This is a genomic window from Rhizobium sp. NLR8a (genome assembly GCF_019685235.1).
GTDB lineage: Bacteria > Pseudomonadota > Alphaproteobacteria > Rhizobiales > Rhizobiaceae > Rhizobium.
Window position 1 is genome coordinate 133093 of record NZ_JABDWI010000011.1, and the last position, 25918, is coordinate 159010.

General features: G+C 62.1%; 26 protein-coding genes, 1 tRNA gene and 3 pseudogenes. 16 read left to right on the top strand and 14 right to left on the bottom strand.

Translation table 11 applies throughout. The annotated features are described in order from the left end of the window. Positions 1 to 90: 90 nt before the first annotated feature. Complete coding sequence (locus HJC04_RS21770) at positions 91 to 1125, top strand: SPFH domain-containing protein (protein WP_221147074.1); 1035 nt, start codon at positions 91 to 93, stop codon at positions 1123 to 1125. Then, on the top strand, positions 1112 to 2050 hold the full coding sequence (locus tag HJC04_RS21775; protein ID WP_221147075.1) for a sugar kinase: 939 nt from the start codon (positions 1112 to 1114) through the stop codon (positions 2048 to 2050). The genes HJC04_RS21770 and HJC04_RS21775 overlap by 14 nt, the downstream gene beginning before the upstream one ends. A 77-nt stretch (positions 2051 to 2127) precedes the next feature. Here HJC04_RS21775 and HJC04_RS21780 read toward each other — a convergent pair. From HJC04_RS21780 to HJC04_RS21790, 3 genes and pseudogenes are all read right to left on the bottom strand, one after another. Continuing rightward, positions 2128 to 2703: pseudogene (locus HJC04_RS21780) on the bottom strand (AAA family ATPase). Positions 2704 to 3109: 406 nt separating this feature from the next. Next, a complete protein-coding gene (locus HJC04_RS21785; protein WP_221147076.1) occupies positions 3110 to 3541 on the bottom strand; it encodes a GFA family protein in 432 nt (143 codons plus the stop codon). A gap of 669 nt (positions 3542 to 4210) precedes the next feature. Beyond that, positions 4211 to 4636, bottom strand: coding sequence for a hypothetical protein (locus HJC04_RS21790; RefSeq protein ID WP_221147077.1), 426 nt, complete (start codon positions 4634 to 4636; stop codon positions 4211 to 4213). Positions 4637 to 5233: 597 nt separating this feature from the next. Here HJC04_RS21790 and HJC04_RS31880 point away from each other — a divergent pair. The 3 genes from HJC04_RS31880 (at position 5234) to HJC04_RS21805 (ending at position 8752) form a co-directional block, all read left to right on the top strand. After that, on the top strand, positions 5234 to 5818 hold the full coding sequence (locus HJC04_RS31880; RefSeq protein ID WP_247241776.1) for a hypothetical protein: 585 nt from the start codon (positions 5234 to 5236) through the stop codon (positions 5816 to 5818). Positions 5819 to 6252: 434 nt separating this feature from the next. After that, the gene (locus HJC04_RS21800) at positions 6253 to 7332 is read left to right on the top strand and encodes a YihY/virulence factor BrkB family protein (RefSeq protein WP_221147079.1); all 1080 of its coding nucleotides are present in this window, start codon (positions 6253 to 6255) and stop codon (positions 7330 to 7332) included. A gap of 136 nt (positions 7333 to 7468) precedes the next feature. After that, complete coding sequence (locus tag HJC04_RS21805; RefSeq protein ID WP_221147080.1) at positions 7469 to 8752, top strand: cystathionine gamma-synthase family protein; 1284 nt, start codon at positions 7469 to 7471, stop codon at positions 8750 to 8752. Positions 8753 to 8799: 47 nt separating this feature from the next. On the opposite strand, the gene HJC04_RS21810 is transcribed toward HJC04_RS21805, so the two are convergent. The 3 genes from HJC04_RS21810 to HJC04_RS21820 all read right to left on the bottom strand — a co-directional run bounded on the left by HJC04_RS21810 (position 8800) and on the right by HJC04_RS21820 (position 10932). Next, positions 8800 to 9213: a cupin domain-containing protein gene (locus tag HJC04_RS21810; protein ID WP_210632068.1), complete on the bottom strand. Its 414-nt coding sequence runs from the start codon at positions 9211 to 9213 to the stop codon at positions 8800 to 8802. A gap of 50 nt (positions 9214 to 9263) precedes the next feature. Next, complete coding sequence (locus HJC04_RS21815) at positions 9264 to 10028, bottom strand: SDR family oxidoreductase (protein WP_221147081.1); 765 nt, start codon at positions 10026 to 10028, stop codon at positions 9264 to 9266. A gap of 442 nt (positions 10029 to 10470) precedes the next feature. Then, on the bottom strand, positions 10471 to 10932 hold the full coding sequence (locus tag HJC04_RS21820) for a cupin domain-containing protein (RefSeq protein ID WP_210632070.1): 462 nt from the start codon (positions 10930 to 10932) through the stop codon (positions 10471 to 10473). Between the two features lie 110 nt (positions 10933 to 11042). Here HJC04_RS21820 and HJC04_RS21825 point away from each other — a divergent pair, with 110 nt between their 5' ends. Beyond that, a complete protein-coding gene (locus HJC04_RS21825; protein WP_221147082.1) occupies positions 11043 to 11990 on the top strand; it encodes a LysR family transcriptional regulator in 948 nt (315 codons plus the stop codon). A 59-nt stretch (positions 11991 to 12049) separates the two neighbouring features. Here HJC04_RS21825 and HJC04_RS21830 read toward each other — a convergent pair whose 3' ends face one another. Genes HJC04_RS21830 through HJC04_RS21840 form a run of 3 tightly spaced genes read right to left on the bottom strand, consistent with a single transcriptional unit; the run spans position 12050 to position 15163 of the window. Further along, positions 12050 to 13249, bottom strand: coding sequence for a thiolase family protein (locus HJC04_RS21830; RefSeq protein WP_221147085.1), 1200 nt, complete (start codon positions 13247 to 13249; stop codon positions 12050 to 12052). Continuing rightward, entirely contained in the window at positions 13227 to 14744 is a 1518-nt protein-coding gene (locus HJC04_RS21835) for a class I adenylate-forming enzyme family protein (protein WP_221147086.1), read from the bottom strand. The genes HJC04_RS21830 and HJC04_RS21835 overlap by 23 nt, the downstream gene beginning before the upstream one ends. Before the next feature lie 2 nt (positions 14745 to 14746). Further along, positions 14747 to 15163: a thioesterase family protein gene (locus HJC04_RS21840; RefSeq protein ID WP_221123504.1), complete on the bottom strand. Its 417-nt coding sequence runs from the start codon at positions 15161 to 15163 to the stop codon at positions 14747 to 14749. A 53-nt stretch (positions 15164 to 15216) separates the two neighbouring features. Here HJC04_RS21840 and HJC04_RS21845 point away from each other — a divergent pair, with 53 nt between their 5' ends. Next, positions 15217 to 16185 (top strand): zinc-dependent alcohol dehydrogenase family protein, encoded by a 969-nt coding sequence (locus HJC04_RS21845; RefSeq protein ID WP_221147087.1) that lies wholly within the window; start codon positions 15217 to 15219, stop codon positions 16183 to 16185. Positions 16186 to 16328: 143 nt separating this feature from the next. On the opposite strand, the pseudogene HJC04_RS21850 reads toward HJC04_RS21845, so the two are convergent. From HJC04_RS21850 to HJC04_RS31885, 3 genes and pseudogenes are all read right to left on the bottom strand, one after another. Continuing rightward, positions 16329 to 16601: pseudogene (locus HJC04_RS21850) on the bottom strand (ketosteroid isomerase); the annotation flags it as partial. 23 nt (positions 16602 to 16624) lie between these two features. Then, positions 16625 to 16981 (bottom strand): annotated as a pseudogene (locus tag HJC04_RS21855) (LysR substrate-binding domain-containing protein); the annotation flags it as partial. A gap of 11 nt (positions 16982 to 16992) precedes the next feature. Further along, positions 16993 to 17121 (bottom strand): hypothetical protein, encoded by a 129-nt coding sequence (locus HJC04_RS31885; RefSeq protein ID WP_259665272.1) that lies wholly within the window; start codon positions 17119 to 17121, stop codon positions 16993 to 16995. A gap of 679 nt (positions 17122 to 17800) precedes the next feature. Between HJC04_RS31885 and HJC04_RS21860 the strand changes: the two genes are divergently transcribed. From HJC04_RS21860 to HJC04_RS21870, 3 genes are all read left to right on the top strand, one after another. Then, positions 17801 to 18043 carry a BON domain-containing protein gene (locus tag HJC04_RS21860; protein WP_210632076.1) on the top strand — a complete coding sequence of 81 codons (243 nt, stop codon included), beginning with the start codon at positions 17801 to 17803 and terminating at the stop codon, positions 18041 to 18043. Between the two features lie 273 nt (positions 18044 to 18316). Continuing rightward, positions 18317 to 18424 (top strand) — tRNA-OTHER (locus HJC04_RS21865). Between the two features lie 3 nt (positions 18425 to 18427). Further along, positions 18428 to 18679 carry a nuclear transport factor 2 family protein gene (locus HJC04_RS21870; protein ID WP_311043528.1) on the top strand — a complete coding sequence of 84 codons (252 nt, stop codon included), beginning with the start codon at positions 18428 to 18430 and terminating at the stop codon, positions 18677 to 18679. On the opposite strand, the gene HJC04_RS21875 is transcribed toward HJC04_RS21870, so the two are convergent. Next, entirely contained in the window at positions 18676 to 19566 is an 891-nt protein-coding gene (locus tag HJC04_RS21875; RefSeq protein ID WP_221147089.1) for a LysR substrate-binding domain-containing protein, read from the bottom strand. The two genes, HJC04_RS21870 and HJC04_RS21875, sit on opposite strands and share 4 nt — an antisense overlap. 105 nt (positions 19567 to 19671) lie before the next feature. On the opposite strand from HJC04_RS21875, the gene HJC04_RS21880 reads away from it, so the two are divergent. From HJC04_RS21880 to HJC04_RS21900, 5 genes are all read left to right on the top strand, one after another. Continuing rightward, positions 19672 to 20376: an SDR family oxidoreductase gene (locus tag HJC04_RS21880; protein WP_210632078.1), complete on the top strand. Its 705-nt coding sequence runs from the start codon at positions 19672 to 19674 to the stop codon at positions 20374 to 20376. A gap of 13 nt (positions 20377 to 20389) precedes the next feature. Beyond that, positions 20390 to 20965: a pyridoxamine 5'-phosphate oxidase family protein gene (locus HJC04_RS21885; protein ID WP_221147090.1), complete on the top strand. Its 576-nt coding sequence runs from the start codon at positions 20390 to 20392 to the stop codon at positions 20963 to 20965. 276 nt (positions 20966 to 21241) lie between these two features. Continuing rightward, a complete protein-coding gene (locus HJC04_RS21890) occupies positions 21242 to 21799 on the top strand; it encodes a DUF3299 domain-containing protein (RefSeq protein WP_221147091.1) in 558 nt (185 codons plus the stop codon). A 75-nt stretch (positions 21800 to 21874) separates the two neighbouring features. Continuing rightward, positions 21875 to 22135, top strand: a complete 261-nt coding sequence (locus tag HJC04_RS21895; RefSeq protein WP_210632185.1) for an antitoxin — start codon at positions 21875 to 21877, stop codon at positions 22133 to 22135. Further along, the gene (locus HJC04_RS21900; RefSeq protein WP_221147092.1) at positions 22132 to 22542 is read left to right on the top strand and encodes a type II toxin-antitoxin system VapC family toxin; all 411 of its coding nucleotides are present in this window, start codon (positions 22132 to 22134) and stop codon (positions 22540 to 22542) included. Before HJC04_RS21895 ends, HJC04_RS21900 begins: the two co-directional genes overlap by 4 nt. 108 nt (positions 22543 to 22650) lie before the next feature. Here the strand turns inward: HJC04_RS21900 and katG are convergent, their stop codons facing one another. Continuing rightward, positions 22651 to 24834: a catalase/peroxidase HPI gene (gene katG / locus HJC04_RS21905; protein ID WP_221147096.1), complete on the bottom strand. Its 2184-nt coding sequence runs from the start codon at positions 24832 to 24834 to the stop codon at positions 22651 to 22653. Positions 24835 to 24978: 144 nt separating this feature from the next. On the opposite strand from katG, the gene HJC04_RS21910 reads away from it, so the two are divergent. Next, positions 24979 to 25893 (top strand): hydrogen peroxide-inducible genes activator, encoded by a 915-nt coding sequence (locus HJC04_RS21910; RefSeq protein ID WP_221147097.1) that lies wholly within the window; start codon positions 24979 to 24981, stop codon positions 25891 to 25893. Positions 25894 to 25918: the final 25 nt, after the last annotated feature.

Genomic DNA, 25918 nt, shown 5'->3' on the forward strand with positions numbered 1-25918 from the left:
TCAACTAAGTTAGTTGACATTTATCACTAAGCCGTGTTTTCTCCTTTTCGACACGAGCGCGGGGCTCGCGCCGGTAACAGGGAAACGGACATGTTCGGACTGCGCTTCATCAAGACGGAACCCACACAATACGTCATTCAATATCAGAACGGCAAAGCCGTGCGCGAGGGTGCCGGCCTTGCCTTCTGGCATTTTTCGCCTTCGAGTTCCCTCGTGCTGGTGCCGACGGCGAGCGTCAACGATCCTTTCATTTTTCCCCTGGTGACATCGGACTTCCAGGAAGTGACGGTGCAGGGCCAGATCACCTACCGTATTGCCGAGCCGCGGCGTACGGCGGCACTTTTGAATTTCACGCTCGACCGCAAGGGCCACTATGTTTCGGAAGATCCGCAGAAGCTTTCGACCCGCGTGATCGACCGCGTCCAGGTGGCGATGCGAGCCGAGGTTCAGACGCTGTCGCTGAAGGAGGTTCTTGCTTCGGGCGAGGCGCTCGTCGCCGGCGTGGCCGACGCGCTCAAGGTGCATCCGACGGTCGAAGCGCTCGGCCTCGAAATCCTCGGCCTGTCGCTGCTTGCCGTCATGCCGAAGCCTGAAACCGCCAAGGCGCTGGAAGCACATGCCCGCGAAGCGCTGCTGCGCCAAGCCGACGAAGCCATCTATAGCAGGCGCAACGCCGCGATCGAGCAGGAGCGGACGATCAAGGAAAACGAGATCGCCACCGAGATCACCCTGGAGAACAAGAGGCGCCAAGTGCGCGAAGCCCAGATGGAAGCCGAACGCGCCGTGCAGGAGCGGCAGCTGCAGATCCGCCGGGAAGAAATGGCCGGCAAGATCGCGCTCGAAGAGCAGAACCGCGACCTGGTGACGCTGGCCGCGACCAACGCGCGGGCCGAGGCCGACGCCCAGGCCTATGCGCTGACGGCGATGATGAAATCCGTCGAGCAAGCTGATCCGAAAGTGCTGCAGGCTCTCGCCTCGGTCCGCATGCAGCCGGGCCAGCTCATGGCGCTCGCCTTCCGCGACCTTGCCGACAATGCGACGAAGATCGGCCAGCTGAATGTCTCGCCCGATCTTCTCAGGGAGATCCTGCAGCCGCAGGAGGGCAAGGACCGTGCCGGCCTCTGACGAACGCAAGATCATCCTGGTCGTCAGGCCGACCCGGCTCGACGAACTCATCGCCCGCTACAACACGGTGCAGCAGGCGCAGTTCTATGTCGAACATCTCGGCGCCGACTTCAGCGACTATCTCGCCGAGAAGAAGCGCTACGAAACTGCTATATCAGAGGTGGAAGCAAGCCTGCGCGCCGTCGCCCGCGTCCAGCGTCTCGACCGCCGCTACCTCGCGAGCTTCGTCTTCGGCCCCGACGATGTCGTCGTCGTGCTCGGCCAGGACGGCCTCGTCGCCAACACGCTCAAATATCTCGAGGGCCAGCCGGTCCTCGGCGTCAACCCCGATCCCAAGCGCTGGGACGGTCTGCTGCTGCCCTTCAACCCGAAGAGCCTTCCGAAAGTGATCGGCGAGGCGCTGAAAGACAAGCGGCCGATCAAACATGTCAGCATGGCCAAGGCTACGCTCAACACCGGCGCCGTCGTCCACGCGGTCAACGACCTCTTCATCGGCCCGAAAAGCCATGTCTCGGCGCGCTATATCCTGCAGGCCGAAGAGCGCGAAGAACGCCAGTCCTCGAGCGGCATCATTGTCTCGACCGGCATGGGCTCGACCGGCTGGCTGAAGAGCCTCTATTCCGGCTGGCTCGGAGCCGCGAGCGCACTCGGCCTCGAACCCGCCGACCAAGAGATCGACATGTCCTTCGCCTGGGATGCGGACTATCTGCGCTACTTCGTGCGCGAACCCTTCCCGAGCCGCACCACCGGCACCACCATCGTCGCCGGTCTCGTCTCTAAGGACCAGCCGCTCACCATCGTCTCCGAAATGCCGGAACACGGAGTGATTTTCAGCGACGGCATCGAGGCGGATTTTCTGGAGTTCAACGCCGGAACGCGGGCGGAGGTGACGCTGGCCGAGCGACAGGGGATGCTGGTGGTATGAGGGACGGGCTTGCGCTCCGAACGATCCGGGGGGGCGAGCTATCTGGCATATGCAGATATTTTGTCGGAGGCTGGGTTCTAACCCGTCGTCTGCGCGATACTCAAGACATGATTGTGAATGGCTGCTGCGCTCGCTTCCGCCGTCTTTGAGGTGACATCCAAAGTCAGCGTGAACGGGTGCTGAGGGTCGAGGACCTGGGCTCGTCTGCTTCTCTCTCTAGCAACCTGCACGTCAATCGACTTCAACCGCTCGCGACGCGCCGGTGTGGCAACGCGCCGCGCCAACTCTTCCTCGTCGCAGAGCAATCTCACAGGCACCAGCAGCGCTTCGCGTTGTTGCGCCGCGCCGGCAATCTACTGAAAGGTGCGATTGCTACGCTCATCACCTTCTATGCCGGCATGTGTGAAAATGAAATTCGCCGTGGGAGGGCCATAGGCGACGATCGCATCCAGGACGGCTTGCCGGACCCTTCCGGTATATTCCCATATTCCATTCGGGAGGGGCGTCGCTCCATCGTCATCGAGCAGCCGCAGTATCGGGTTGTTGAACCAATGATTATCAATGACCTTCGCATCCAGCAGCGGGCTTAACTCTCTCGCAATCGTCAGCTTTCCGACGCCAGGAAAGCCCAAGAGGAGAATGAATACGCTCATAGCGACGTTAGCTCCACTAACTCTCGAGCCCGGCATAGTGGGACAATAGTCAGCCTGCGCGGTTTTACGAACCATCGGCGCAACATTTGCGCCCCTGATGCCGAAAGCGTCAAGGCGCTGTTGGCGGCCACAGTTCCTTGTCGGTAGAAATAAGGTATTGTTTTCGTTTGGATGGATTCGGTTGCGGAAACAATATCGCCATTCGCTTCCGTCACTTGTCGTGGGTGTCGATAATGAGCGATGCTGGATTGCCCGTTACAAGTGCGAAGATGATGCTTGAATTGTTCCTTTCGCCATCAGCTAGCGTGGCGCCCATAGCTGACGCGACTGCGCGTGGGTGCTTCTTCCGCTCTGTCCTGGGAAGCGCCTCGACCGCGTCTCCGGGTTGATTTGTTCACCTGCCGGACTATTCGTTACCGGCCGCGGCCGCTAGCGAAGCCAGTCCGCGTTGCGCATGCTTCATCCCATCCGGCAGTTGAAACCAATCATGTCTCGATTCCTCGTAGACGGAAACCAGGGGCGGCGGAAATGCCGGGTCTGCGAAGGCACCGACGGCGACGACGCAGAGTTCCGGGTTGAAATCGCCTTCCCAGTAGAGAGACGTGCCGCAGTTCGGGCAGAAATGAAATCGAACCTTGCGCCCCTGCGCGGCGTCACGCTCGAAGACCTTCCGCTCTCCTTCGACCGTTACCTCTGTCTTCGTGAAGATCGCACCGCTGCTCGCCACGGCGCCGGTTCTGCGCTGGCAATCGCGACAGTGGCAGACGCCCACCATGAGCGGATCGCCTGATGTCTTTGCGCGGAGTGACCCGCAATGGCATTGCGCAAGTCTATTCATCTGTCACCTCGGTTGTTCCTGTTGATCTCGTTCGGTGTTTCTGGTGAGAAGAGTTGGAAGATATCGCACCGGCACTCGAGATGCGTCTGAAGAGCATGGGTGCACCGTGCGCCGGGTAACGACAAGGATGAGGCTCTCTTGGGGGCGGCGTGCCGTGTGGCATCCCCTCTGTCCTGCCGGTCAGCTCCCCCACAAGGGTGGAGATTGGCAGGTGGTCTGAACGTCGCTCCCTCTCAGGCGGCAGCGACCATCACACTACTTTAGTTGTTTGGGGAAGCCGTCACGCCCAGCCGATCTCCACCATTTGGGGAGATGGCCGGCAGGCCAGAGGGGTGCCCCACGGCATGCCCATCCACTCTCATCCCGAAATGCGCACCCCGTCGCACGACCCCACTATACAGCAACGGCAACGTACAAGGGCGGTGGAGGATGTCGCGGCTTGGAGGTATCGGCATGGCTGGAATGTCCGTTGGCGAGCGCCGCAGCCGACGAGAGGTGTTGGAAAAACGCGCCCGAGGGCCTCAAAGGACGCGGCGAGTGTTCGGTGTCAAAGTGAAAGAAGCCCGGCGCGGGAGAGAGGGCGCCGGGCTTCGATAGTGACCGACAGCATGGGAGGAGGAGTGCTGTCTATCGGGCCGAAGCAGCTAGGAGGGGCAGCGCTTCGGCTCGTCACGAGGTAGTGCCGCAATGCGGCGAATTCAAGCCAAGGGCTGAGTCAATATCGTACAGATGATGTTGCAGGCACGGCGCCGTGTCGGGCTTGGGCACGGCGTTGTCCGCGGACAACGTGCCGAGGTGCCTGCCTAGATTCAATAGCACCGCACGAACGAGGCTCGCCATGTGGCCTGGGATCATCAGCCGATTAGACGAGCCTATCCGATTCGGCTCGCGAGTTGCTGATCTCAATTTGCGTCGCTCCGGCGGCTTCGAGAATTGCAGGATCTCCCAAAAGGCGTTGGGAGGAGCGGTGCCGAAATCGATGTTGGTGCAGTCTGGCTGAAGCAGCATCGAATGGATCGCGGCGGATACGTCCGCGGCCGGGGCATGCCGTTCATCCCCGCAATCACAATCGAAACCATCTGGAGAGATGATCATACGGCAGTTGTTCAAGGTTATGCCGGATCAAGACACCGTCCCCCATCAAGTGCTCGATCAGGAAAGACGAATTGCCGAATGTGGCTCTGACGGCGTCAAAGGACATGGCTTGCTCTCCTCGCTCAGCTGCAACTTTATCTCGGTTACTCCCTGAACACAGTTCGCCAGGTGTTTTTGAGTGAAGTTGCGAAATTGAGCGCGTATGCGAGAGACGAGGGCAGCAAGATCCATGCAGCGAAACTGCCGGAATGCCGGCTTGATGGCAAGTGTGTCCTTTATCTGAAACAGAGCCTTTGCTCGCCATCGGCATGACCCGGCACGATCCAGCTGATCTCGAAGCGATCGCTCCGTTGTCCGCGGACAACGGCCGACTGGGCGACTATCCCAATTGGTGAGGCAATGGGCAGTTGGCGTGGGCGACTTGCCTCACTGTCGATCCCATATCCTGAGCAAGAAGCGTCCGCAGGTTAAGGTCTCAGCCTGGAAGCCCATCCGAACCTGCTGCCGGGTTGAAGGGCGAGTGGAGTTTCTCGACGACCATGTTCACCAAGGTCGAAGCGTAATCGGCAGGCTCGGCCAGGGACATTGGATCGTCATATGCTGAACCCATCCATCAGGTTCTCGCCTGCGAATATCGCCGCTCTGAAGAAGGCTCTGCGGGGCCAGTATCCTCACATCAAGTCGTCGCACCTCGATGAGGCGATCGCCGCATCGTTCGGGTTCAAATCCTATGCCGCCATGCATCCGGCGCTGTATCAGCTCGTCGCCTATGCCGGGCTGGTCGTCGAGAGCGTTCATCTGCTGCTTCTGCTTCGTTTGGAGGAGCTTGGTATCGAAACATCGCCCCGGAGCGGTTGCGTCGTCTCGTCTGGAATATCGAATTTCCCGATGACCGGTACGACAGCAAAACCGGACATGTTGTCCAGCGCGCAGGAGGCCGACGGCGGCCAATGCGGGGTAGCTCGCGCATCGATCACCAAGCCGCCGACCGTCCGTTGGGCGGCGGAGACGTCGTTGGCGGCCTTGGCGCCTTGCTTCCCTCATGTCGTTATCTCGGAACGGCTGCACATTTCCGGGCGATACGCATTGGAGGCGGCCAAGGGGTCGCCGGGGAAATTGTCGGATGCTTCAATGACTGGCGTCCAAAGCAAGCACTGTGAAGCCAATCTTTTCCCGGGATAAAGGTCGCGGCTATTGCTGCCGGTTGCCGCTGGCGCTATTGTTTATGGGGCATTGTCGTGCAGCGTCTCTACGCTGCGGATTGCCGGTCGCAGCTGCCTGGCAGGCGCCGGATTTAAACGGTGGCAGGCGGAATTCAGGTCTGCGGCGTGTCAATTCGCCGTCCCCAAGGTCTTAAAATCGCCGCTACTGGGCGCGCGCGAAATCATCCGTACCGCACTAACGAAACTAAACTCGCGATTCGCTTCCGTAGTGGAGCGCGGTTCCAATAAGATCAGTGGCTTGTAGGTCGCGAGGCTGGCGCCGGATCTTCGCTCAAGCGCGCCATTGGCCGCCGCGATCCCCCTCCCCCGCCCCGGGTTTCCGCAGAAAAGCATCAGCTTGCATCCTTTAGCGGCACCCGGCGTTATCCCCGAAGCAAATCGGAGGATAGGGTAATGGCTGATGGGCTCCACCTCAAGAGATATCCGCTCGCTGCGGCGATGATGGTGGCTGCGGTCGGGGCGTTCGTGCTGGTTCAGACAAGGCAGTGCGGTTCGCTCACCCCGCCTGCGGCCGCTGGCTGGTCGGGTGATGATCATGGGCGCAGCGCGGCGACGCCGGAGGCTATTCCGATGAGCGGTCTTCGCGATGTGTTCTGGCGCCTCTTCCATGAGGTCCTTGACGACCGGGTCACCCTCATTGCCGCGGGCGTCACCTTCTATCTGCTCCTGGCCCTGTTTCCTGCTCTGGCGGCCTTGGTCTCGCTGTACGGCCTGATCGCCGATCCCGTCACCATCTCCGAACATCTGCGCGAACTGGCTGTCCTCCTGCCGCCCGGCGCCTTCGATCTGCTTGCCGATCAGATCAAGGCGCTGGTCGAAAACCGCGAGAGCACGCTCGGCATAACCTTTTTCGTCGGTCTCGGTATTGCGCTCTGGAGCACCCATAGTGGCACGCTGGCGATCTTCGACGCGATGAACGTCGCCTATGAGGAGAGGGAGAAACGCAGCCTCGTGCGGCTGAACCTGATCGGCCTCTGCTTCACGCTATGCGCGATGCTCTTCGCCGTCATCATGGTGGTGCTCGTCGGTGTAATGCCGGTCGTGCTCTCCTATCTCTGGCTCGATCAGTTCAAGGAGCAGATGGCGCTTCTCCTGAGATGGCCGCTGCTTCTCTCCGTCGTCGCCGTGGCCGTGACACTGGTCTATCGCTTCGGTCCGAGCCGCGAACCGGCGAGAATACGGTGGATGACCTGGGGCGCAGCCTTGACCGCCGCGGCCTGGGCCGCCATGTCGCTCGGCTTCTCCTTCTATCTCGAGCATTTCGCCAATTACAACGCGACCTACGGCACCCTCGGCGCACTGATCGGGTTCCTCATCTGGATCTGGCTTTCCGTCGTCATTCTCATCGTCGGCGCGGAGCTCAATGCCGAGCTGGAGCATCAGACGGCGCGGGACACGACGACGGGCCACCCGTTGCCGATGGGCGCGCGCGGCGCCTATGTCGCCGATACCCTGGGCGAGATCGTGAGCTGAGCGTCTGAGCATGAGGCGAAAAGCGTGAGCGGTTTTTCGGACGACATCATGCTCCCCTGTTAATAGAGCAGTCTCGATGACTGCTCCTCGAATTGATGTATCCTGTCCTTCGGCAGGTTCGACAGAGGAGACGATCATGACCGCCCCGCATCCTTCCAAAACCCATATCGGCAATCATGCGCTGCATCCCGAAACGCAGATGCTGAACTACGGCTACGATCCCGAGCTTTCGGAAGGGGCAGTCAAGCCGCCGGTGTTCCTGACCTCGACCTTCGTCTTCAACTCCGCCGAAGATGGCAAGGATTTCTTCGACTATGTCTCCGGCCGTCGCGAGCCGCCGGCAGGCAAGGGCGCCGGCCTCGTCTATTCGCGCTTCAATCATCCCAACAGCGAGATCGTCGAAGACAGGCTCGCCGTTTATGAGCGGACGGAAAGCGGCGCGCTATTTTCCTCGGGCATGGCGGCGATCGCCACCACGCTCTTCGCCTTCGTCCGGCCGGGCGATGCGATCCTGCATTCGCAGCCGCTCTATGGCGGCACGGAAACCTTGCTGGCGAAGACCTTCCTCAATTTCGGGGTCGCCGCGGTTGGCTTTGCCGATGGCGTCAGCGAGGCCTCGGTGCAGAAGGCGGCGGATGAGGCGGTCGGCAAGGGCCGCGTGTCCGTGATCCTGATCGAGACGCCGGCCAATCCGACAAACAGCCTCGTCGACGTCGCGATGATCCGGCGCGTGGCTGATGCGATCGGCGCAAGGCAGGGGCATGTGCCGGTCGTCGTCTGCGACAACACGCTGCTCGGGCCGGTCTTCCAGCGGCCGATCGAGCATGGCGCCGATATCTCTCTCTATTCGCTGACCAAATATGTCGGCGGCCATTCTGATCTGATTGCCGGCGCCGTCCTCGGGCGGAAGGCTGTCATCAAGCAGGTCAAGGCGCTGCGCGGGGCGATCGGCACGCAGCTCGATCCGCATTCCTGCTGGATGCTCGGCCGATCGCTGGAAACGCTGCAACTGCGCATGGAGCGGGCGAACAGCAATGCGCGCGCCGTCGCCGATTTCCTGCGTGATCACCCGAAGGTCGAGAAGGTCCACTATCTCCCCTACCACGATACAGACTCGCCTGCGGGCCGCACCTTCGCCGCCCAGTGCACCGGCGCCGGCTCGACCTTCTCCTTCGATATCCGCGGCGGCCAGCCGGCCTCTTTCAAATTCCTGAACGCGCTGCAGGTCTTCAAGCTCGCCGTCAGCCTCGGCGGCACCGAGTCGCTCGCGAGCCACCCCGCCGCCATGACGCATTCCGGCGTGCCCGCCGATGTCAGGGAGCGCATCGGCGTGCTGGAATCGACAATCCGGCTGTCGATCGGCATCGAGCATCCGGACGATCTGATCGCCGATCTGGAATTGGCGCTGCAGGCTGTTTGACACGGCGGCGCAACCGATGCCCGGCGGCGCCGGGCATCGGTTGCGCGTTATTTGTCGTCGGTCGTCAGTTCCGTCTCGTCGGTGTTGAGCACGAACACCGCAAGCAGGCGCGCCGGCTTTGTCTTGCTGGCGTTCTTGCTGACGGCGTGGTGATCGCCGGGAAATTCGGGAAAGCTCTCGCCGGCCTTGTAGGTCTTCTCCGGCCCGTCATTCACCTTGCTGGTGATCGCCCCTTCGAGAACGGTGGCGTATATGAAGGCCGACTTCGGGTGCGTATGGCCGGGCGACTGGCCCCCCGGCTCATATTCCACCAGCACGGCCTTCATGCTCTTGCCGGGAACATTGGGCAGCTTCTGCTCAAAGACGACGGTCACCTTGGCTTTGCCGCCAGCGGCGTCAGCCTGAGTGCCGGCGGCAAGGACAAGCGCAATGGCCGCGGCCGAGATGATTTTCCTGAGCATGTCTGGTCTCCTCCGATGATGGGAATAGCTCGACAGGTGACGCTTCGCCGTCAGGCGCTCTTCTTCTGAAGCAACTGTTGGCTCAGCCAGTCGTCGAAGCGGATCTTGCCGAGCCGGGCATTCGGACCGGTGACGAGCGAAGTGTCGTCGAGTTCGACGCCGAAATAGCGGGCGTGCGGATCCGTCATCACCTGCCGCGGATCGTGCGTCGCCTTGAAGAGACGCGTCACGATATCGGTCAGGCGGATCTTCTCGGGCCCGCCGATCTCGATCGTGCCGTTGAGCGGTGCAGCGAGCGCCACCTCCGCCATGACGTCGGCGACATCGTCCGAGGCGATCGGCTGCAGATAGGCCGGCGACAGATGCACGGTCTGGCCGACCGTGTTCGACTGGGCGATGCCGGCCATGAACTCATGAAACTGGGTGGAGCGGACGATGGTGTAGGGAATGCCGGAGCCCTTGATCAGCTGCTCCTGGGCCATCTTGGCGCGCATGTAACCGCTGCCCTGCAGCCGCTCCATGCCGACGATCGACAGCGCGATGTGATGCTTCACGCCGGCCGCAGCCCCCGCCTTCAGCAGGTTACGGCCCGAGGTCTGGAAGAATTCGAGCACGGCCTTGTCTTCGAAGGAAGGCGAGTTGGCGAGATCGAGCACCACCTGCGCCCCGGCAAGCGCTTCGGCGACGCCCTTGCCGGTGATCGTGTCGACGCCCGAATTCGGCGAGGCCGCCAAAACGTCATGTCCTTTCTTGCGCAATCTTTCCACGGTCTTCGAGCCGATGAGGCCAGTGCCGCCGATAACGACGATTTTCATGGTAATCTCCCTGGTCCTTTACGAGGAATGTCCTCTGTTGATTTTAAGATGAGCTGCAAACTGCCTCTTCAGTAGGGCAGGCGACTTGATCGGCATGAGAACAATCGCCGAGCGGATTCCCGGCGCGGCCGACCACAGCCGACGGCAGGAGAATGCGCCGGATCGGGGGCTCGAACCATTCTCTCTCGGTCGCTGCCGTCCTATGCCAAGGCAGTAGCGCACCTCACCTGTGGTCGAGGTGTCCCGTCGGAACAGACAAGGCTGGTTTCATCCGGTCTCGGCCGGACGTGCCGTCGGTGCAGATAACAGAAACTGAGGAATGTCATCACGATCGCGCAAGCCGCCTTCGATTCCGTCGCGACGGAGACGAAGGCGCTCAAGCGCTGGGTTCGTACCAGGGGTCGGAGAGGCACTTTGCAATCGTTGATGAAGGGCGCCGTCGTCAGGACGCCCGGGCGGTGTCCCAATCCGGCGGCCCGCGAAATTCGATACCGTAGCGTCCCGCAAGCTGCAGCAACCGATCCATGTGTTCCGGTAGGCGCGGAGCCTGCACAGCGGCCTCGATGAAGAATTCTTCCAGCCCGCCCGGTGTCAGGACGGTGAGGTTGCGTCCCGGAGACGCGCTCGCCACCCGAAAAGTATGCGGCACGCCTCGTGGCAGGAAGATTGATCTGCTCGCGGCAACCGGGATGATCGCGCCGTTCAGCCAGAATTCATAGGCGCCCTCGATGACGTGGATCACCTCATCCTCATTGTGATGGATGTGGACGGGCGGCCCCCCGCCCGCCGGCACGGTGCTTTCGAAAACTCCGACAATTCCGCCGCTCTCAATCCTTCCCACATTGATGGTGTAGGCGGTGCCCAGCCAGGTTATGGTCCGACTGATGCGCCCAGCGACGTTCATCGCAATTTCCTTCCAAGGTTGAATGGAATAGAGTTTTATACTGCTGTCCAAAACTATCGCCGGAAGCGGCAGCGCGGAAATTGAATGATCGTATAAGGGATATTGAGCCCGTGAATTTCTCAGCCCTCGATCTCAATCTATTGCGTGTATTCGACGCCATGATGGCGGAGCTCTCGACGGTGCGAGCTGGCGAGCGTGTCGGCTTGTCCCAGCCGGCCGTGAGTTCGGCGTTGGGCAGACTGCGCGCCCTCTTGGACGACGAATTGTTCGTCCGGGAAGGCAATCAGATGATGCCGACAGCGCGGGCGCTTGAGCTGCGTGAACCGATAAGACAAGCATTGGCCGGCATGGAAGAGGCGTTGGCGACGAATGCTGCATTCGACCCTGCCACGTCTACCCGATCCTTCATGTTGATCGGATCGGACTATTTTTCCTCGCTGTTGATGCCGCCCCTCGCTGCGCGCGTCGCCAAAGCGGCGCCGTCCACCACCCTGCAGATGATCGATCATGCTTCATCCGAAGTCTTCGAGATGTTGCGTGACGGCCGAGCTGACATTGTTATTGATCGATCGCTCGAACCGCCTGAATGGGTTGTCAGCCGCAAGATGTTCCAATCATGGTTGGTATGCATTGCGAAGCGAGGACATCCGCTCCTTGCCAATCATGGCATTTGTCCAGGAGAAGTCATACCGGCGGACGTATTCTGCGCTGTTCCCCACGTTCTGCGCTCCGCCGATGGCAGCAAGACGGGGACGATTGATCCCGCCCTTGCACGCCTGGGCCTTGCCAGGCGTGTCATGGTCACGGTACCGCATTTCCAGGCGGTCGCTCTTACCGTCGAAGCGAGCGAAATGCTGGGGAGCATTCCGGTTCATTTCGCTCGCATGTTGACCGGCCGGCTGATGCTTGATGTGTTCATGCCTCCGGTGGATTCGCCGAAAATGGACGTGACCATGTATTGGCTTCGTCGTTTCGATCGCGATCCCGGCAGTGTGTGGCTCCGGGATCAGATCGCGCAGGCCCTCGCCGCGCCGGCGCCGCCTTGGTTTCCGATATGACCGAGCCAGATCAGAAGAGGATCGAAGCCGGCAGCGCACCTGCCTGAATGGCTGTCTTCTCAGAATAGCCTGACCGCCTCGAACAGCGCCGTCAGTCCTATGCCGCCGCCGATGCCGATCATGGCGAGACCGGTCGCGCCGAGCGACCAGTCATTCCCGCGCACCAGCTGACTATATAGCCGGCTAACAAGAATCGCGCCAGAGGCTCCGAACGGATGGCCGAGCGCCAGGGCGCCGCCATCCTTGTTGACCGCGTCGGCTGATATATCCAGCTGATCGAGTGAAGCCAGGACCTGCGCGGCGAAAGCCTCGTTGAATTCGATCGCATCGATCGTGGAAAGCGAGAAGCCGGGCTGGCGCTGCAGAAGCTTATCCGTCGAGGCGACCGGGCCGATGCCGAGCAGGTTAGGGTCGACGCCGGCGGCGGCGCTGTCGATGAAGGCGAGGCCTTTTTCGATGCCCATGCTTTTCGCCATGCCGCGGTTCATGACGAGCACCAGGCAGGCGCCGTCATTCAGCGGGCAGGCATTGCCTGCCGTCACCGAACCGTCGGCCAGGAAGACGGGCCGGAGTTTTGCCAGTGCTTCAATCGACGTCGTGGGTCGCGGGCATTCGTCCCGTTCCACCAGTCCGTGGCCGGTGGCGATCTCTACGATCTCGGGCCGGAAGCGGCCCGCTTCGGCGGCTGCGACGGCGAGCCTGTGGCTGCGAAGGGCGAATTCATCCTGCCGCTGGCGCGATATGCCGAATTGGCACGCGACGTTTTCGGCGGCAATGCCCATTTCGGGATCACCGATCGCCTCGGGGGAGAAGCGTGCGCGGCCGTAAAAGCGCGGCAGGGCGCCATTGGCTTTCGGTCTTTCGACGCGCCATGGCGCGGTGCTGACGCTTTCGACGCCCCCGGCAAGGAAACACGAACCGGCCTTCGCCTGGATCAGCCGGGCGGCCAGGATGATCGCTTCCAGACCGGAACCACATTGCCGGTCGATGGCGACACCGGGAACCTCCATGGGCAGGCCTGCGTTGAGCGCCGCCAGTCGGCCGATATTGCCGCCGCCGCCGGTGGCATTGCCGACCACCACGTCGTCGATGGCGTCGGGCGCAACGCCCGTTTCTGCAAGGATGCGGCGGATGATGGGCGCAGCCAAGTCTTCGGCTGCAACCGTCGAAAGCGAGCCGAAGGCCCGGCCGATCGGCGTGCGGTAGGCGGCGACCACGACCGGCTGCCAATCCTCGTCAGGCTGATAGGCGTAGGACAAGACCATCTCCCGAAATCACCGATGCCTCTACCTGCCCGCGCGCGATCTTGCCGCTGCTCGTCATCGGCCAAGAGCCGATATGGTAGAACTGCTTGGGGACCTTGAACCTTGCAAGCCTGCCTGCGCAATGCTCGGCAAGCATTTTCGCATCCGTCGCCTCGCCCGAGACGATGGCGACGATCCTTTGGCCGTAATAGGCATCCGGCAACCCGAAGACGACGGCATCTTCGACGCCGGGGCAGGTTTTGAGCGCGCTCTCGACTTCGGCGGGATAGACGTTGTTGCCGCCCGATATCATCATGCCGCCCGCCCGGCCGATCACCCGCAGCATGCCGTTTTCATCGATCTCGCCGAGATCGCCGACGGTAGCACCCGCCGGCGTGACCCGGAACGCCTGGCCGTCGTCGCCCCAGAGATAGCCGTCGGCGATCAGGTCGCTGTTGACGAAGATGGTGCCGGGCACATCGGCGCCGACATCGTTTTCCCCAGAGTCGCGGATGGAAATTTCGACGCCGGGATAGGCTCGTCCGACCCGGTCGATCGGAAAATCGGGTACGCCGCCGACAAGTGTCGAGACCGTCATGAAGCCGATTTCGGAGGCGCCGTAATATTCCCGGATGCGCGCCTTCGGAAAGAGGCGGCGCATGGATTCGACCTCGTTGAGATTGAGCTTGGCGCCGGCCGTCAGCACGTCACGCAAGGACGCCATCGGCTCACCCGCCCATGCCCGGGCGATGCCCGCTATATGGGTGGGCACGGCGACCAGACGTTCGATCCCGGAAGACAGAATCTGCGCGACCGCTCCGGCATCCCATTTCCCCACCGAATGGAAGGTCGCTCCGGCATCGAGCGCCTCGACCAGGGCATAAAGCGCGAGCCCGTGCGCGAGAGCTCCCGGGCACAGGGTCGAGGGCGCGTCCTGGAGTTCGAAAACGATCCGTCCCCGGTCGAGGCTCCGGCGCCACTGTTCGCGCGAGCGGTAATAGGCCTTCGGCTCGGCTGTCGTACCCGAGGTAAAACCGATCAGGAAGATGCCGTCGGCATCGGCTGGAAGGTCGTCTCCCGTCGATGTGAGATCGAAGGGCTCGGCTCCGGCGACGATGACGGGAATGCCGAGCCTGCGGCCGATCTCGGCGCTCGGGCTCGCAGCGTCGTCGACGACGAGCACGTCGGGCGCCAGGCGCTCGACGATACGCTCGATTCTGGCTTCCGGCATCACCGGATCGATGACGGCGCAGGCATTCGCCAGCGCGGTGGAGGCGACGAAATACTCGGCAAAGCCGATGTGATTGCCGAGGCTGACCGCTACAAGCTTCTCGACGCCGGGCAGATCGAATGAACGGCCGTTCGAGCGCGGAAGCGCTTGGAGGAACCGGTAGATCGCGCCGGCGCGGCCATAGAGTTCGCCATAGCTCAAGGCGCGGCCGTCGATCACGACCGCCGCCTTCTCCGGTTTCTCCGTGGCGTGTCGAATAAGCGCTCTATGGATCGGCATGGTCAGCCCTGCGACAAGGCGGCCCTGGTGGCCTCGGGGATCGGCGTCGGGCGGCTGTCGGAAAGGCCGACGCAGACCCAGACGAGTCCGCCCGAGGCGCAATGGGCGCCATCGCGCTGGCGATAGAGCTCGATCGTAAAGGAGAGGCTCGACCGCCCGATCTTCTCGACCCTGACCTTCGCCTCGACGACGTCGTCGACATCGATCGGATTGTGAAAGGTGATCTCCGCCTTCTTGACGTGATAGGCCACGCCCGAGGTGGTGTGGCGGAAGTGGGTGAGGATCTCGCGGTGGCGCAGGAATTCGACGACCGCATCCTCGCAATAGTCGAGATAAACCGAGTTGTGGACATGACCATAAATGTCGATGTCTCGCATCGAGACCCGGAACGATGCTAAAGGCCTGTCGTCAACGCTCATTCGATCACCGAAATTTCGACGGCGTGTTCTAACCGACTGTGTGGGGGATGCAAATGCAATATCAGGCGGTCGTGCGAAAATTCGGGCCGGCCGAGGAGGTCGTCGGGATCGAACGCGCCGAACTGGCGCCGCTCTCGCGTGACCAGGTGAGGCTGCGCCTGCTGGCACGATCGATCAATCCCTCAGATATCATCACCATCTCGGGCGCCTATGCCGGCCGAACAACACTGCCCCTCATTCCGGGTTTTGAAGCCTTTGGCGTGGTGGAAGAATGCGGCGCAGAGGTGCACGGACTTGTGCCGGGGACGCGCGTCCTGCCGGTGCGCACTGCCGGCGGCTGGCAGGAATTCAAGGACACCGACCCAAGCTGGTGCCTTCGCGTTCCCGACGCGATTTCCGATCTCGAGGCGGCGACGAGCTACGTCAACCCGATGACGGCCTGGCTGATGCTGCACAAGAAAATCGGACTGAGACCCGGCATGCGCATCGCCATCAATGCCGCGGCGTCTTCGATCGGGTCCATCCTGATCGGCATGGCAAACGCGGTTGGCGTCGAGCCGATCGCAATCGTCCGCAGCGAAGAGTCCCTCTCGCGCCTCAGCGGCCGGCTGGAGGCAGTTATCGTCGACCGGTCGGACGGTGATCTCGCCGCCGGCCTCGCGGGCCGGCACGGGCTCGATGCGGTGCTCGACTGCGTCGGTGGCGCACGCGCCTTAATCCTCGCCGATGCGCTGCGGCCCGGCGGGCATTTCCTGCATTACGGCCTGCTGTCGGGGGAGAGCATCCCACCCTCCTTCTGGGCCCCCCATCTCGATATCGCCTTTTCCTTCTGCCACCTGCGCGAATGGGTCCATTCCGAAGCGATGGAAGACGTCCAGCGCGCATATGCCGAAGTGGCCGCGCAGATCACGGCCAAGGTCATCGCCACCGAAGTGCGACAGGTGTTTCCACTGGAAAAGATCGGCGAGGCGCTGCGTACCGCCCTGCCCTTCCGCACTGGCGGGAAGGTGCTGCTGGCGTGATGGCAAGCTGCGCTCTCACCGCACCGGTTGAAACGCCGCTCCGGAGATGCAGGCATGCCCCGTTGGCCCTCGAGGACCGCGGCGTTCCGGCGAATGCGACTTTCCAGGGCCGCGATTCCTTTTGAGTGCGTCATACCCGTCCGTCAGGAGACTTCCTGGATGTCGAAGCGAATGATCTTGCTGTCCCTGAGGTGGAAGACATGTCCAACCATCTTGTCCTGCAGAAGTGCGCTCTGGAGATCCCGCACCAACTGGTGGACATCTGCAACGATGGCGCCGTCAGAAGTCCTGTGAAAGCTTGCAGGTTCCACGTGGGGATCAATCATCGCCCATTGGCGGGTCCAGTAGGCGCGAACGGCCTCGCGCCCATGAACGTGGCCGCCCTCCATGCCGTTGGCCCATGCGACGTCGTCGGTAAATGCGTTTCAACTTTTCGATTTCAGCGTCCACGGTCCTCTCCCCGGACTTCCTGCGACGCAACCGACGGCAGCGACAACTGCATCGTACACCAGGCCCAGACCGCGTCGACAGCCTTGCGCGGCGATGATGAGCGTTTGCGCAACAGATAGTAATCGGGTCCCATGGTTGCCGTCGCATCCGTCACCTGCACCAGCCGCCCTGTTGCGAGATCGGCAGCGACGAACGCCCGGCAAACCAGCACGACACCCTGGCCGGCGAGAGCGGCATCCAGCGCCAGTGTCGTATGGTTGAATGCTGCACGGGGCAGCTTTTCACGCGAGCGCAGGAATGCCGGCCAATGATCGTGCGAGTCGTGCAGAAGCGGCAGCTTGCGAAGCTATTCGCCGGTCAAAGAGTGAATTCCACCGTGTCAAAGCTTTCGACCGCACTCCAGCCGGGCCAGTAGTCGTCTTTCAAAGGAATACCGTCCGAATTGATGCACTGCTTTTGGCCTGCATCGGCCACGTTGGGCGTCATGTCATACGCCTCGCTTGAGGTGATCCCTAATCGATTGAAACAGCAGCGCTGAGGTATGTTCAAACGGCCGCATTCACCTTTTGGTGGTGAAGCCAATCCCTTTTGCAGGATGTGCGCACTGGAATTTTTACATCAATCTTCCCTTGTGACCGGGAGGGACGAAATGGCAAGCAATTACCGTTTGCAAGCGAATGATACCACTTGGGCCGTAATCGACGAAGCGACTGGTGCACCGGCCCGATTGGACGGCATACCCCTCGTAAGAATGGAGGCCACGGAAGCCCGACATATGCTTTGTATACTTGATGGCATTGATCGGATCAGGACCACCTCGAAGTGGTGGGCGGAGCTCTCTAAAGAGCGGGCAAAGATGACAACCTTTCCGGGCGCTGCGCAGGCGGTGGAATTCAAGCCTCTTCGGCCGTTTAGCTCGAGCAAATGGACTTGGAACAATGAAGAGTTTCGCTAGAACAGACAGGCTTATGGCCATCAAGCTCTCGTGAGCAGCCAGTCATATTGTCGCCCATGATCGCCGCGAGCCGGTCGCTCCAGTCAGGTCCCCGAAGGCCGAGACCACAGGACCGATAAGACTTCCGGTCATGGCTTCTGGGACCTAAGTCCCGGCTCCGAACCAAATTGGCCTCGCGCTGTTTCCTTCGTATCACCAAGGAGGACTGCCATGACCTTTGAGCCGGAAAGCCTAGCCTACGATCAGCTTGCGAGCGTGCAGGCCGCGGTATCCGCGGAGCCAGAACTAGAAAGCTCGTCCATCTCTGTAAGCATGGTGGGCAGAAGCGTCCTGTTGGAGGGCTATGTGGCCGGTTATGGTGATCGGGAGAAGGTGACGGCGATCGCCGCCTTGATCGCGGGCCCGGAGAACGTGCACGACAGGATGCAGGACCGTGAAGAGATAAATGGATAACACCGCAACAGGGGCGAGCTTACCCAACCATAATGAAGTCTTCAAGGTTGTTTCTGAATGCGAAGAGCGCGCACACTGAAGGCAGCGCTCTTAAAGTTTGCCTCGAACTGCACGGCCCATGATCACTATCGGCGTGCCGCCGTTCTTTACGGAGGTTGAATTGTATGTTGGCGTGGTTCGATAGCCGGGGGTGATATGGGCAGAAAGCCCACACCATCTTGGCAGCAGAATATCCCTTTAGGAACAATCGCAAGGCGAGGTAGTTAATGCTTAGTCGGGCGTAAGCGTAATTGGAGCGCGGCGCTCTCCCCATCCCTCGGGTATGCGAGGTTGCTTCCAGCTTTCGAGCTGTGACGCGGGGTTCGAATCCCTGCCCCGACAACCATATTCGATACAATCGAACAAAGTCTGCGATTTCTCGTCGGCTCCTTCAACGCCCAGTCGAAGGCTAAGATCGTCCGCAGCGCTGCCGATGGCGATCTCGCCTGGCCGCATGTGCATGCGACGAACGGCGCGGCCGATCGCGGCCAGGCGATCGTCGATATCTTCCGCGTCAGGGACGGCAAGATCGTCGAGCATGGGGATGTGATCCAGCCCGTTCCGAGCGAGTCGGCCAACAAGAACACCATGTTCTAAGCCGCGTCGATCAGGGGCGGCGACAGCCGCGTTGCACACCAGTCCCAGACGGCGTCCACGGCCTTTCTCGGCGATGAGGAGCGTTTGCGCACCAGGTAGTAATCGGGTCCCATGGTTGCCGTCGCATCGGTCACCTGCACCAGCCGCCCTGTTTCGAGATCGGTTGCGACGAACGCCCGGCAAACCAGCACGACGCCCTGGCCGGCGAGTGCGGCATCCAGCGCCAGTGTCGTATGGTTGAATGCTGCACCGGGCAGCTTCTCACGCGAGTGCAGGAATGCCGGCCATTGATCGAGCGAGTCATGCAGAAGCGGCAGTTTGCGAAGGTCTTCGCCGCTCAAGGGTAAGATCAGGCCTTCGACCAGATGCGGGCTTGCGACTGCCACAAGTTCCTGGCGGAACAGCAACTGTGCCTGCAGGTTCGCCGGAAAAGGCGGGCGGGTGAGGCGTACTGCGATATCTACCTGGTCGCGGTCGAAATCCGACAGCGCCTCGGTGGCGACCGTCCTCAGATCGATGTCGGGAAGGGCCGCGTAGAGCTCGGCGAGCCGCGGGATCAACAGCCTGGTGGCGACCGTGGGGGTGGCGCTGATCGTCACCATTTCCGGCCGGTCGAGAAGCCGCCCGGTTGCCTCCGCGAGCGTATCGAAGGCGCGGGTCACATCCGCCAGATAGGCCGTGCCATAGGCAGTGAGCGCAAGGCCGCGGGCAAGGCGTAGAAACAACCTGAGGCCGAGCTGCTCTTCCAGCGCGCGAACCTGCTGCGCGACCGCCCCTTGCGTGACACCGAGCTCCTCGGCGGCGGCGCGGAAATTCAGTCGGCGGCCCGAGGCCTCGAAGGCGCGCAGGGCATTCAGAGGCGGCAGCGTGCGGCGGGATTGGGTCATCGGCATATCCAGGAGATTTTCTACAGTCTGGCACCTTTCTTTCTCGCGCGAAAGTCCCGTCGGCATCTGCCATAATGCTCGCAATATCAGCTATCGGAGGTCTCAATGTCTGAAGGAAAAGTCGCTCTCATCACTGCAGGCGGGTCCGGCATGGGGGCTGCGGCTGCCCGGAGGCTCGCCGCGGACGGCTATCGCGTCGCCGTGCTCTCCTCCTCCGGCAAGGGAGAGGCGCTGGCAAAGGAACTCGGCGGCGTCGGTGTCACCGGCTCGAACCAGTCGAACGACGATGTGAAGCGGCTCGTGGATCTGGCGATGGAGCGGTGGGACCGTATCGACGCGCTGGTCAATTCCGCCGGCCACGGCCCACGTGCGCCGATCCTCGAAATCTCCGACGAGGACTGGCACAAGGGCATCGAGGTCTATTTCCTTAGCGCCGTGCGGCCGATCCGGCTGGTGACGCCGATCATGGAAGCGCAGGGCGGCGGCGCGATCGTGAATATCTCCACGGCATGGGCCTTCGAACCCTCTGCGATGTTCCCCACCTCGGCGGTCGCGCGGGCGGGCCTGGCGAGCTTCACTAAGATCTTCGCGGACACCTATGCGGCCAAGAACATCCGCATGAACAACGTCCTGCCGGGCTGGATCGACAGCCTGCCGGCCACCGACGAGAGGCGCGACAGCGTTCCGATGGGCCGCTACGGCACGAGCGAGGAAATTGCGGCGACGATCGCCTTCCTCCTGTCGGATGGGGCCGGCTACATCACCGGCCAGAACATTCGCGTCGACGGCGGCATCGCCCGTTCCGTCTGAGCGAGGCCTGGCGGTGGATCTCATAGACATCGATGCCCCGGCATGGGCGGAGCTCGAAACGGCTGCGGCGGGTCCGCAGTCGGGTTTCCGCTATGTGAACCTCTGCTCGGTGGGCGCCGAGGGCAGACCGCAGGCGCGCATGGTGGTGCTGCGGGTGGCCGATAGAGCGAGGCGCAGCCTTGAATTCCACACCGATACGCGAAGCCCGAAATGGCTGGAGCTTTCGGCAAATCCCGACGTTACGGTGCTCGGCTTCTGCCCGCAGGCCCGGCTGCAGTTACGGCTCCAAGGCACCGTCGAACGCCACGGCCCCGGAAGCGAACGCGCCGACGCGGCTTGGGAAAACCTGCCCAACCGGACGCGGATGACTTACATCGGTGGGCCGCCGGGAGATGAACGAGCCTTCGAAACCGTGGCCGAATTGCCGGAGCCTCGCGGCGAAGTGGAGGGGAAGGCTCGCTTTGGCGTCCTGAGTTTTCGCGCGCGGATGCTGGACTGGTTTCAATTGCGTCAGCAGGACAACCGAAGAGCCCTGTTCAGCTATGACGAAACCGGCGCGCTCACCCATAGGCGATGGGTCAATCCTTGAGCCTAAATGACGGTGCGAATCCTCGTCATGTGCATGACATGAATAGGATGGCAGCCTATTCTCGGATACACGAAATATTGCAGCGGCTGTGCGTGCGTGTCCCGCCGGGCTTGCGGAGGTCGCCTCGCTGCTGCCGATCGCCGCCGAGCTGCTCGGCCAGCATTCGCGGACGGCCAATACGCATAGGGAGCTCGGCTGATGGACCCGCGAGCGGGATCGGGAGTAGCATCCGTGCGGCAGTGGCAGGCGGTCAAGCGACCGGCCCGGGGAAATGCGATGATGAAGCTTAGACCTTTTTTCCTGACGTTCGCGATGCTGGCATTCGGCTTGGCATGGCCGGTTTCCGACACCTTCGCTGCAGCGCAGCCCATTTTCTGGAGTGCTTTGCGGCCGGCCGATCAGGCCAAGGCGACAGTGCCGCTGTCGGGCAAGGCGGTCAGCGGTCCGCAGGGCGAAACGCTAGCCTGGCATGATGAGGAGCATCCGGTCGACTTGACGGGCTTCGTCCTGCCGATCGACCAGGACGGCGACCTTGTCTACGAATTCATGCTGGTGCCCTGGGCTGGAGCCTGCAGCCACATGCCCTCCCCGCCGCCCAACCAGTTGGTGCGCGTCGTTCCGCAGGAACCTCTGCATCTCGAAAGAATGTACGAGACCGTGACCGTGACGGGCAGCCTGCGGCCTGGCCTGGATCAGGCGCAGTTCTTCATGATCGACGGCGTCCGCATCCTTGCCTACGGCTACAGCATCAGCCATGCCGAGGTGGGGAAAGCGACGGCGACTGATGATCCCGATCTGCTGACGCTCTCGCCGTTCGGCATTCTGCCTCGTTAATGGAAAGGCTTCTTGCAGAAACGGCGCGTGTCGCGTATATACATGTTTATATATACAGACTGTGGAGAGTTCTCTATGCCGCAATATGCACGCGTGTTTCAATCCGGCAATTCGCAGGCCGTGCGGCTGCCGAAGGAGTTCCGTTTCGATGTGGAACAAGTGGAAGTGACGCGGGAAGGCGATGCCGTCATTCTCCGGCCGCGGGTCGATAGCCGCGTGCAGTGGGCGTCGTTGCGAAACGCTCTTGAACGCGGGCTCAGCGACGATTTCATGGCACAAGGGCGAGAACAGCCGGAGGATCAGGAGAGGCCTGGTCTTCAGGGCCTGTTCAAGTGATTACGCATCTGATCGACACCAATGCCGTGATTGCCTTGATCGGTCGCAAGTCCGACATGCTGCTCTCCCGCGTGATGGAGAGCGACGAGGGATCGATCGGCCTCTCCACCGTGGTCATGCACGAACTCTATTACGGCGCCTACAAGAGCGCTAAAATTTCCTACAATCTCGAAACCCTGCGCCTGTTCATGGCGGATTTCCCAGCCGTCGGTTTCGAGCGCGAGGATGCGCTGGCAGCCGGGGAGATCCGCGCCGCATTGGCGGCCAAGGGAAAGCCGATCGGTCCCTACGATGTGCTGATTGCCGCGCAAGCCAGGAGCCGCGATCTGGCTCTCGTCACCAACAATGTCGGGGAATTCCAGCGCGTCGAAGGCTTGTGCGTCGAGGATTGGACGGTCGGGCGGTAGTCCAAGAGAGCTTCAGCGGCGTTTCGGCGTGTTCTTCGAGACTCCGCCTCGCGCCTGTTCAGGATGGACAAGGCGTGCCACACGGCACGCCTTGGGCATGCCTGCCGATCAGACGAGATCGAAGCGATCGGCGTTCATGACCTTGTTCCAGGCGGCGACGAAGTCCTTGACGAACTTTTCTTTGGCGTCGGCCTGGCCGTAGACTTCGGCGAAGGCGCGCAGCTGCGAGTGCGAGCCGAAGATCAGGTCGACGCGGGTGCCGGTCCACTTGGCGGCACCCGTCTTGCGGTCGCGCCCTTCATAGATGCCGTCCTCGCCGGCGGGAACCCATTGCGTCGCCATGTCGAGCAGGTTGACGAAGAAGTCGTTCGTCAGCGTCTCGGGCCGCGACGTGAAGACGCCGTGCTCGGGGTTGCCGGCCCTCAGCACGCGCAGGCCGCCGACGAGGACCGTCATCTCGGGCCCGGTCAGCGTCAAGAGCTGAGCGCGGTCGACAAGCGCTTCTTCCGGCTTCATGAACTGCAGACGCTTGCCGTTCACATAGTTGCGGAAGCCGTCGATGCGCGGCTCGAGTGCGGCGAAGGAATGTGCGTCGGTCTGAGCGTCGGACGCATCCATGCGGCCCGGCGTGAAGGGCACGCTGATGGTGTTGCCGCCGGCAGCTGCCGCCTTCTCGACGCCGGCCGCACCGGCGAGCACGATCAGGTCGGCGAGCGAGATCTTCTTACCGCCCGTCTGGGCGGCGTTGAAGTCTTTCTGGATGCCTTCGAGAACGCCGAGCACCTTGGCGAGCTGGGCCGGCTGGTTGGCTTCCCAGTCCTTCTGCGGAGCAAGGCGGATGCGCGCGCCATTGGCGCCGCCGCGCTTGTCGGAGCCGCGGAAGGTCGAAGCCGAGGCCCAGGCGGTCGAGACCAGTTCCTGTACGGAAAGGCCTGTGGCGAGAACCTTTGCCTTGAGGTCGGCAATGTCCTTGCCGTCGACGAGGGGATGGTCGACGGCCGGGATCACGTCCTGCCAGATCAAGTCTTCGGCCGGAACCTCCGGGCCGAGGTAGCGCACCTTCGGCCCCATGTCGCGGTGGGTCAGCTTGAACCAGGCGCGGGCGAAAGCGTCGGCGAACTCACCGGGATTTTCGAGGAACCGGCGCGAGATCTTCTCATAGATCGGGTCGAAACGCAGCGAGAGATCGGTGGTCAGCATGGTCGGAACATGCTTCTTGCCCGGCTCATAAGCATCCGGAATGGAGGCTTCGGCGTTCTTGGCCCGCCACTGATGGGCGCCGGCAGGGCTCTTCGTCAGCTCCCACTCGTGGGCGAAGAGGTTTTCGAAGAAATAGTTGCTCCACCTGGTCGGCGTCTGCGACCAGGTGACTTCGAGGCCGGCGGTGATCGCGTCTTTGCCGACGCCGGTGCCGAACGAGCTCTTCCAGCCGAGGCCCTGGTCCTCGATCGCGCCGCCTTCCGGCTCGGCGCCGATGAAGGACGGGTCGCCCGCGCCATGGGTCTTGCCGAAAGTGTGGCCGCCGGCGATCAACGCCACGGTTTCTTCGTCGTTCATTGCCATGCGGGCGAAGGTTTCACGGATGTCCCGGGCCGCCGCGACCGGATCGGGATTGCCGTTCGGGCCTTCCGGGTTGACATAGATGAGGCCCATCTGAACGGCGCCGAGCGGTTCCGCCAGCTGGCGTTCGCCGCTGTAGCGCTCGTCGCCGAGCCAGGTGCCCTCAGGACCCCAGTAGAGCTCTTCCGGTTCCCAGACGTCGGCGCGGCCGCCGGCGAAGCCGAAGGTCTTGAAGCCCATGGATTCGAGCGCGACGTTGCCGGTCAGGATCAGGAGGTCGGCCCAGGAGATGCGGTTGCCGTATTTCTGCTTGATCGGCCACAGCAGGCGGCGAGCCTTGTCGAGGTTGGCGTTGTCAGGCCAGGAATTCAGCGGTGCGAAACGCTGCTGGCCCTGGCCGGCGCCGCCGCGGCCGTCGGTGATGCGGTAGGTGCCGGCGCTGTGCCAGGCCATGCGGATGAAGAGGCCGCCATAATGGCCGAAGTCGGCCGGCCACCAGTCCTGCGAATCCGTCATCAGCGCGTGAAGATCCTGCTTCAGCGCGTCGAGATCGAGCTTCTTGAACTCCTCGGCATAGTCGAACTCCTTGCCCATAGGGTCGGCGCGGCCGGAATTGTGATGAAGAATCTGCACGTTCAGCTGGTTCGGCCACCAGTCACGGTTGGCGCGGCCGCGGGGCGTATTGCCATGGGCCACAGGGCATTTGCCTGTGCTGTCAGTGGGGTTGTCCATGATCGTCTCCTTCATTGCTTGATCTGTCTGCGGTTCAAAAAGATGAGCCGAGCTGACGCCCCACTCTCTCCCTTGCAGTCTTCATATCGGAAGCGTTCAATAATTTTAAGTTGGATTTACTGATTGCCGCGATAAGCTGAGGTTATGAAGAATCTTACCCTGAAACAGCTGCGTTATTTTGAAGCCCTGGCGCGGGATGGCCGCTTCCGCCGCGCCGCCGACGCCTGCGCCATCTCCCAGCCGGCGCTCTCCATGCAGATCAAAGAACTCGAGCAGGAGTTGGGCGGCGAACTCTTCGAGCGAAGCGCGCGCGAGGTCAAGCTTACCCCATTCGGCCAGAGCTTTGCCCTAAGGGTCCGCGACATCCTGCGCGCCGTCGATGAGCTAGGGGAATTCGCCCGCGCTTCGCGCGAATCCTTCCTCACGCGTCTTCGCATCGGCATCATCCCGACGATCGCGCCCTATCTGCTGCCGGCAATTATAAACGATCTCAACGAAACCTTCGCCGGAATTCAGATCGAGGTGCGCGAGACGCAGACAGGCAAGCTGGTTCATGAACTGGCGCAGGGCCAACTCGATATGGCGATCGTGGCGCTGCCGGTGTCGGAACCCTCGCTCACCGAACTCGAGCTTTTCAGGGAGGAGTTCGTGCTGGTCAGGCGGCAGGAGGACGGAGACAAGCCGGTGCCCGAGCGCGAGGCGCTGCGCGAAATGCGGCTGCTGCTGCTCGAAGAGGGCCACTGCTTCCGCGATCAAGCGCTGTCCTTCTGCAAGGTGGGCCCTGCCCGTCCTCGGGAGATCATGGAAGGCAGCTCGCTCTCCACTCTCGTCCAGATGGTCGGCGCCGGCATCGGCGTGACACTGATCCCGGAGATGGCCGTTCCCGTCGAAACACGCTCGGCCCATGTCTCGATCTCCCGCTTCCCCTCGCCACAGCCCTCGCGAACGATCGGCATGGTCTGGCGCAATTCGACACCGATGGCCAAGCAGTTGCAGGAGGTCGCCGACGCGGTCCGCCGCTCAGCCGAGACGATGCGGGAGCAGCATATGGGCGGGTGACGGACGATGGCTGCCAGTTGAGTGC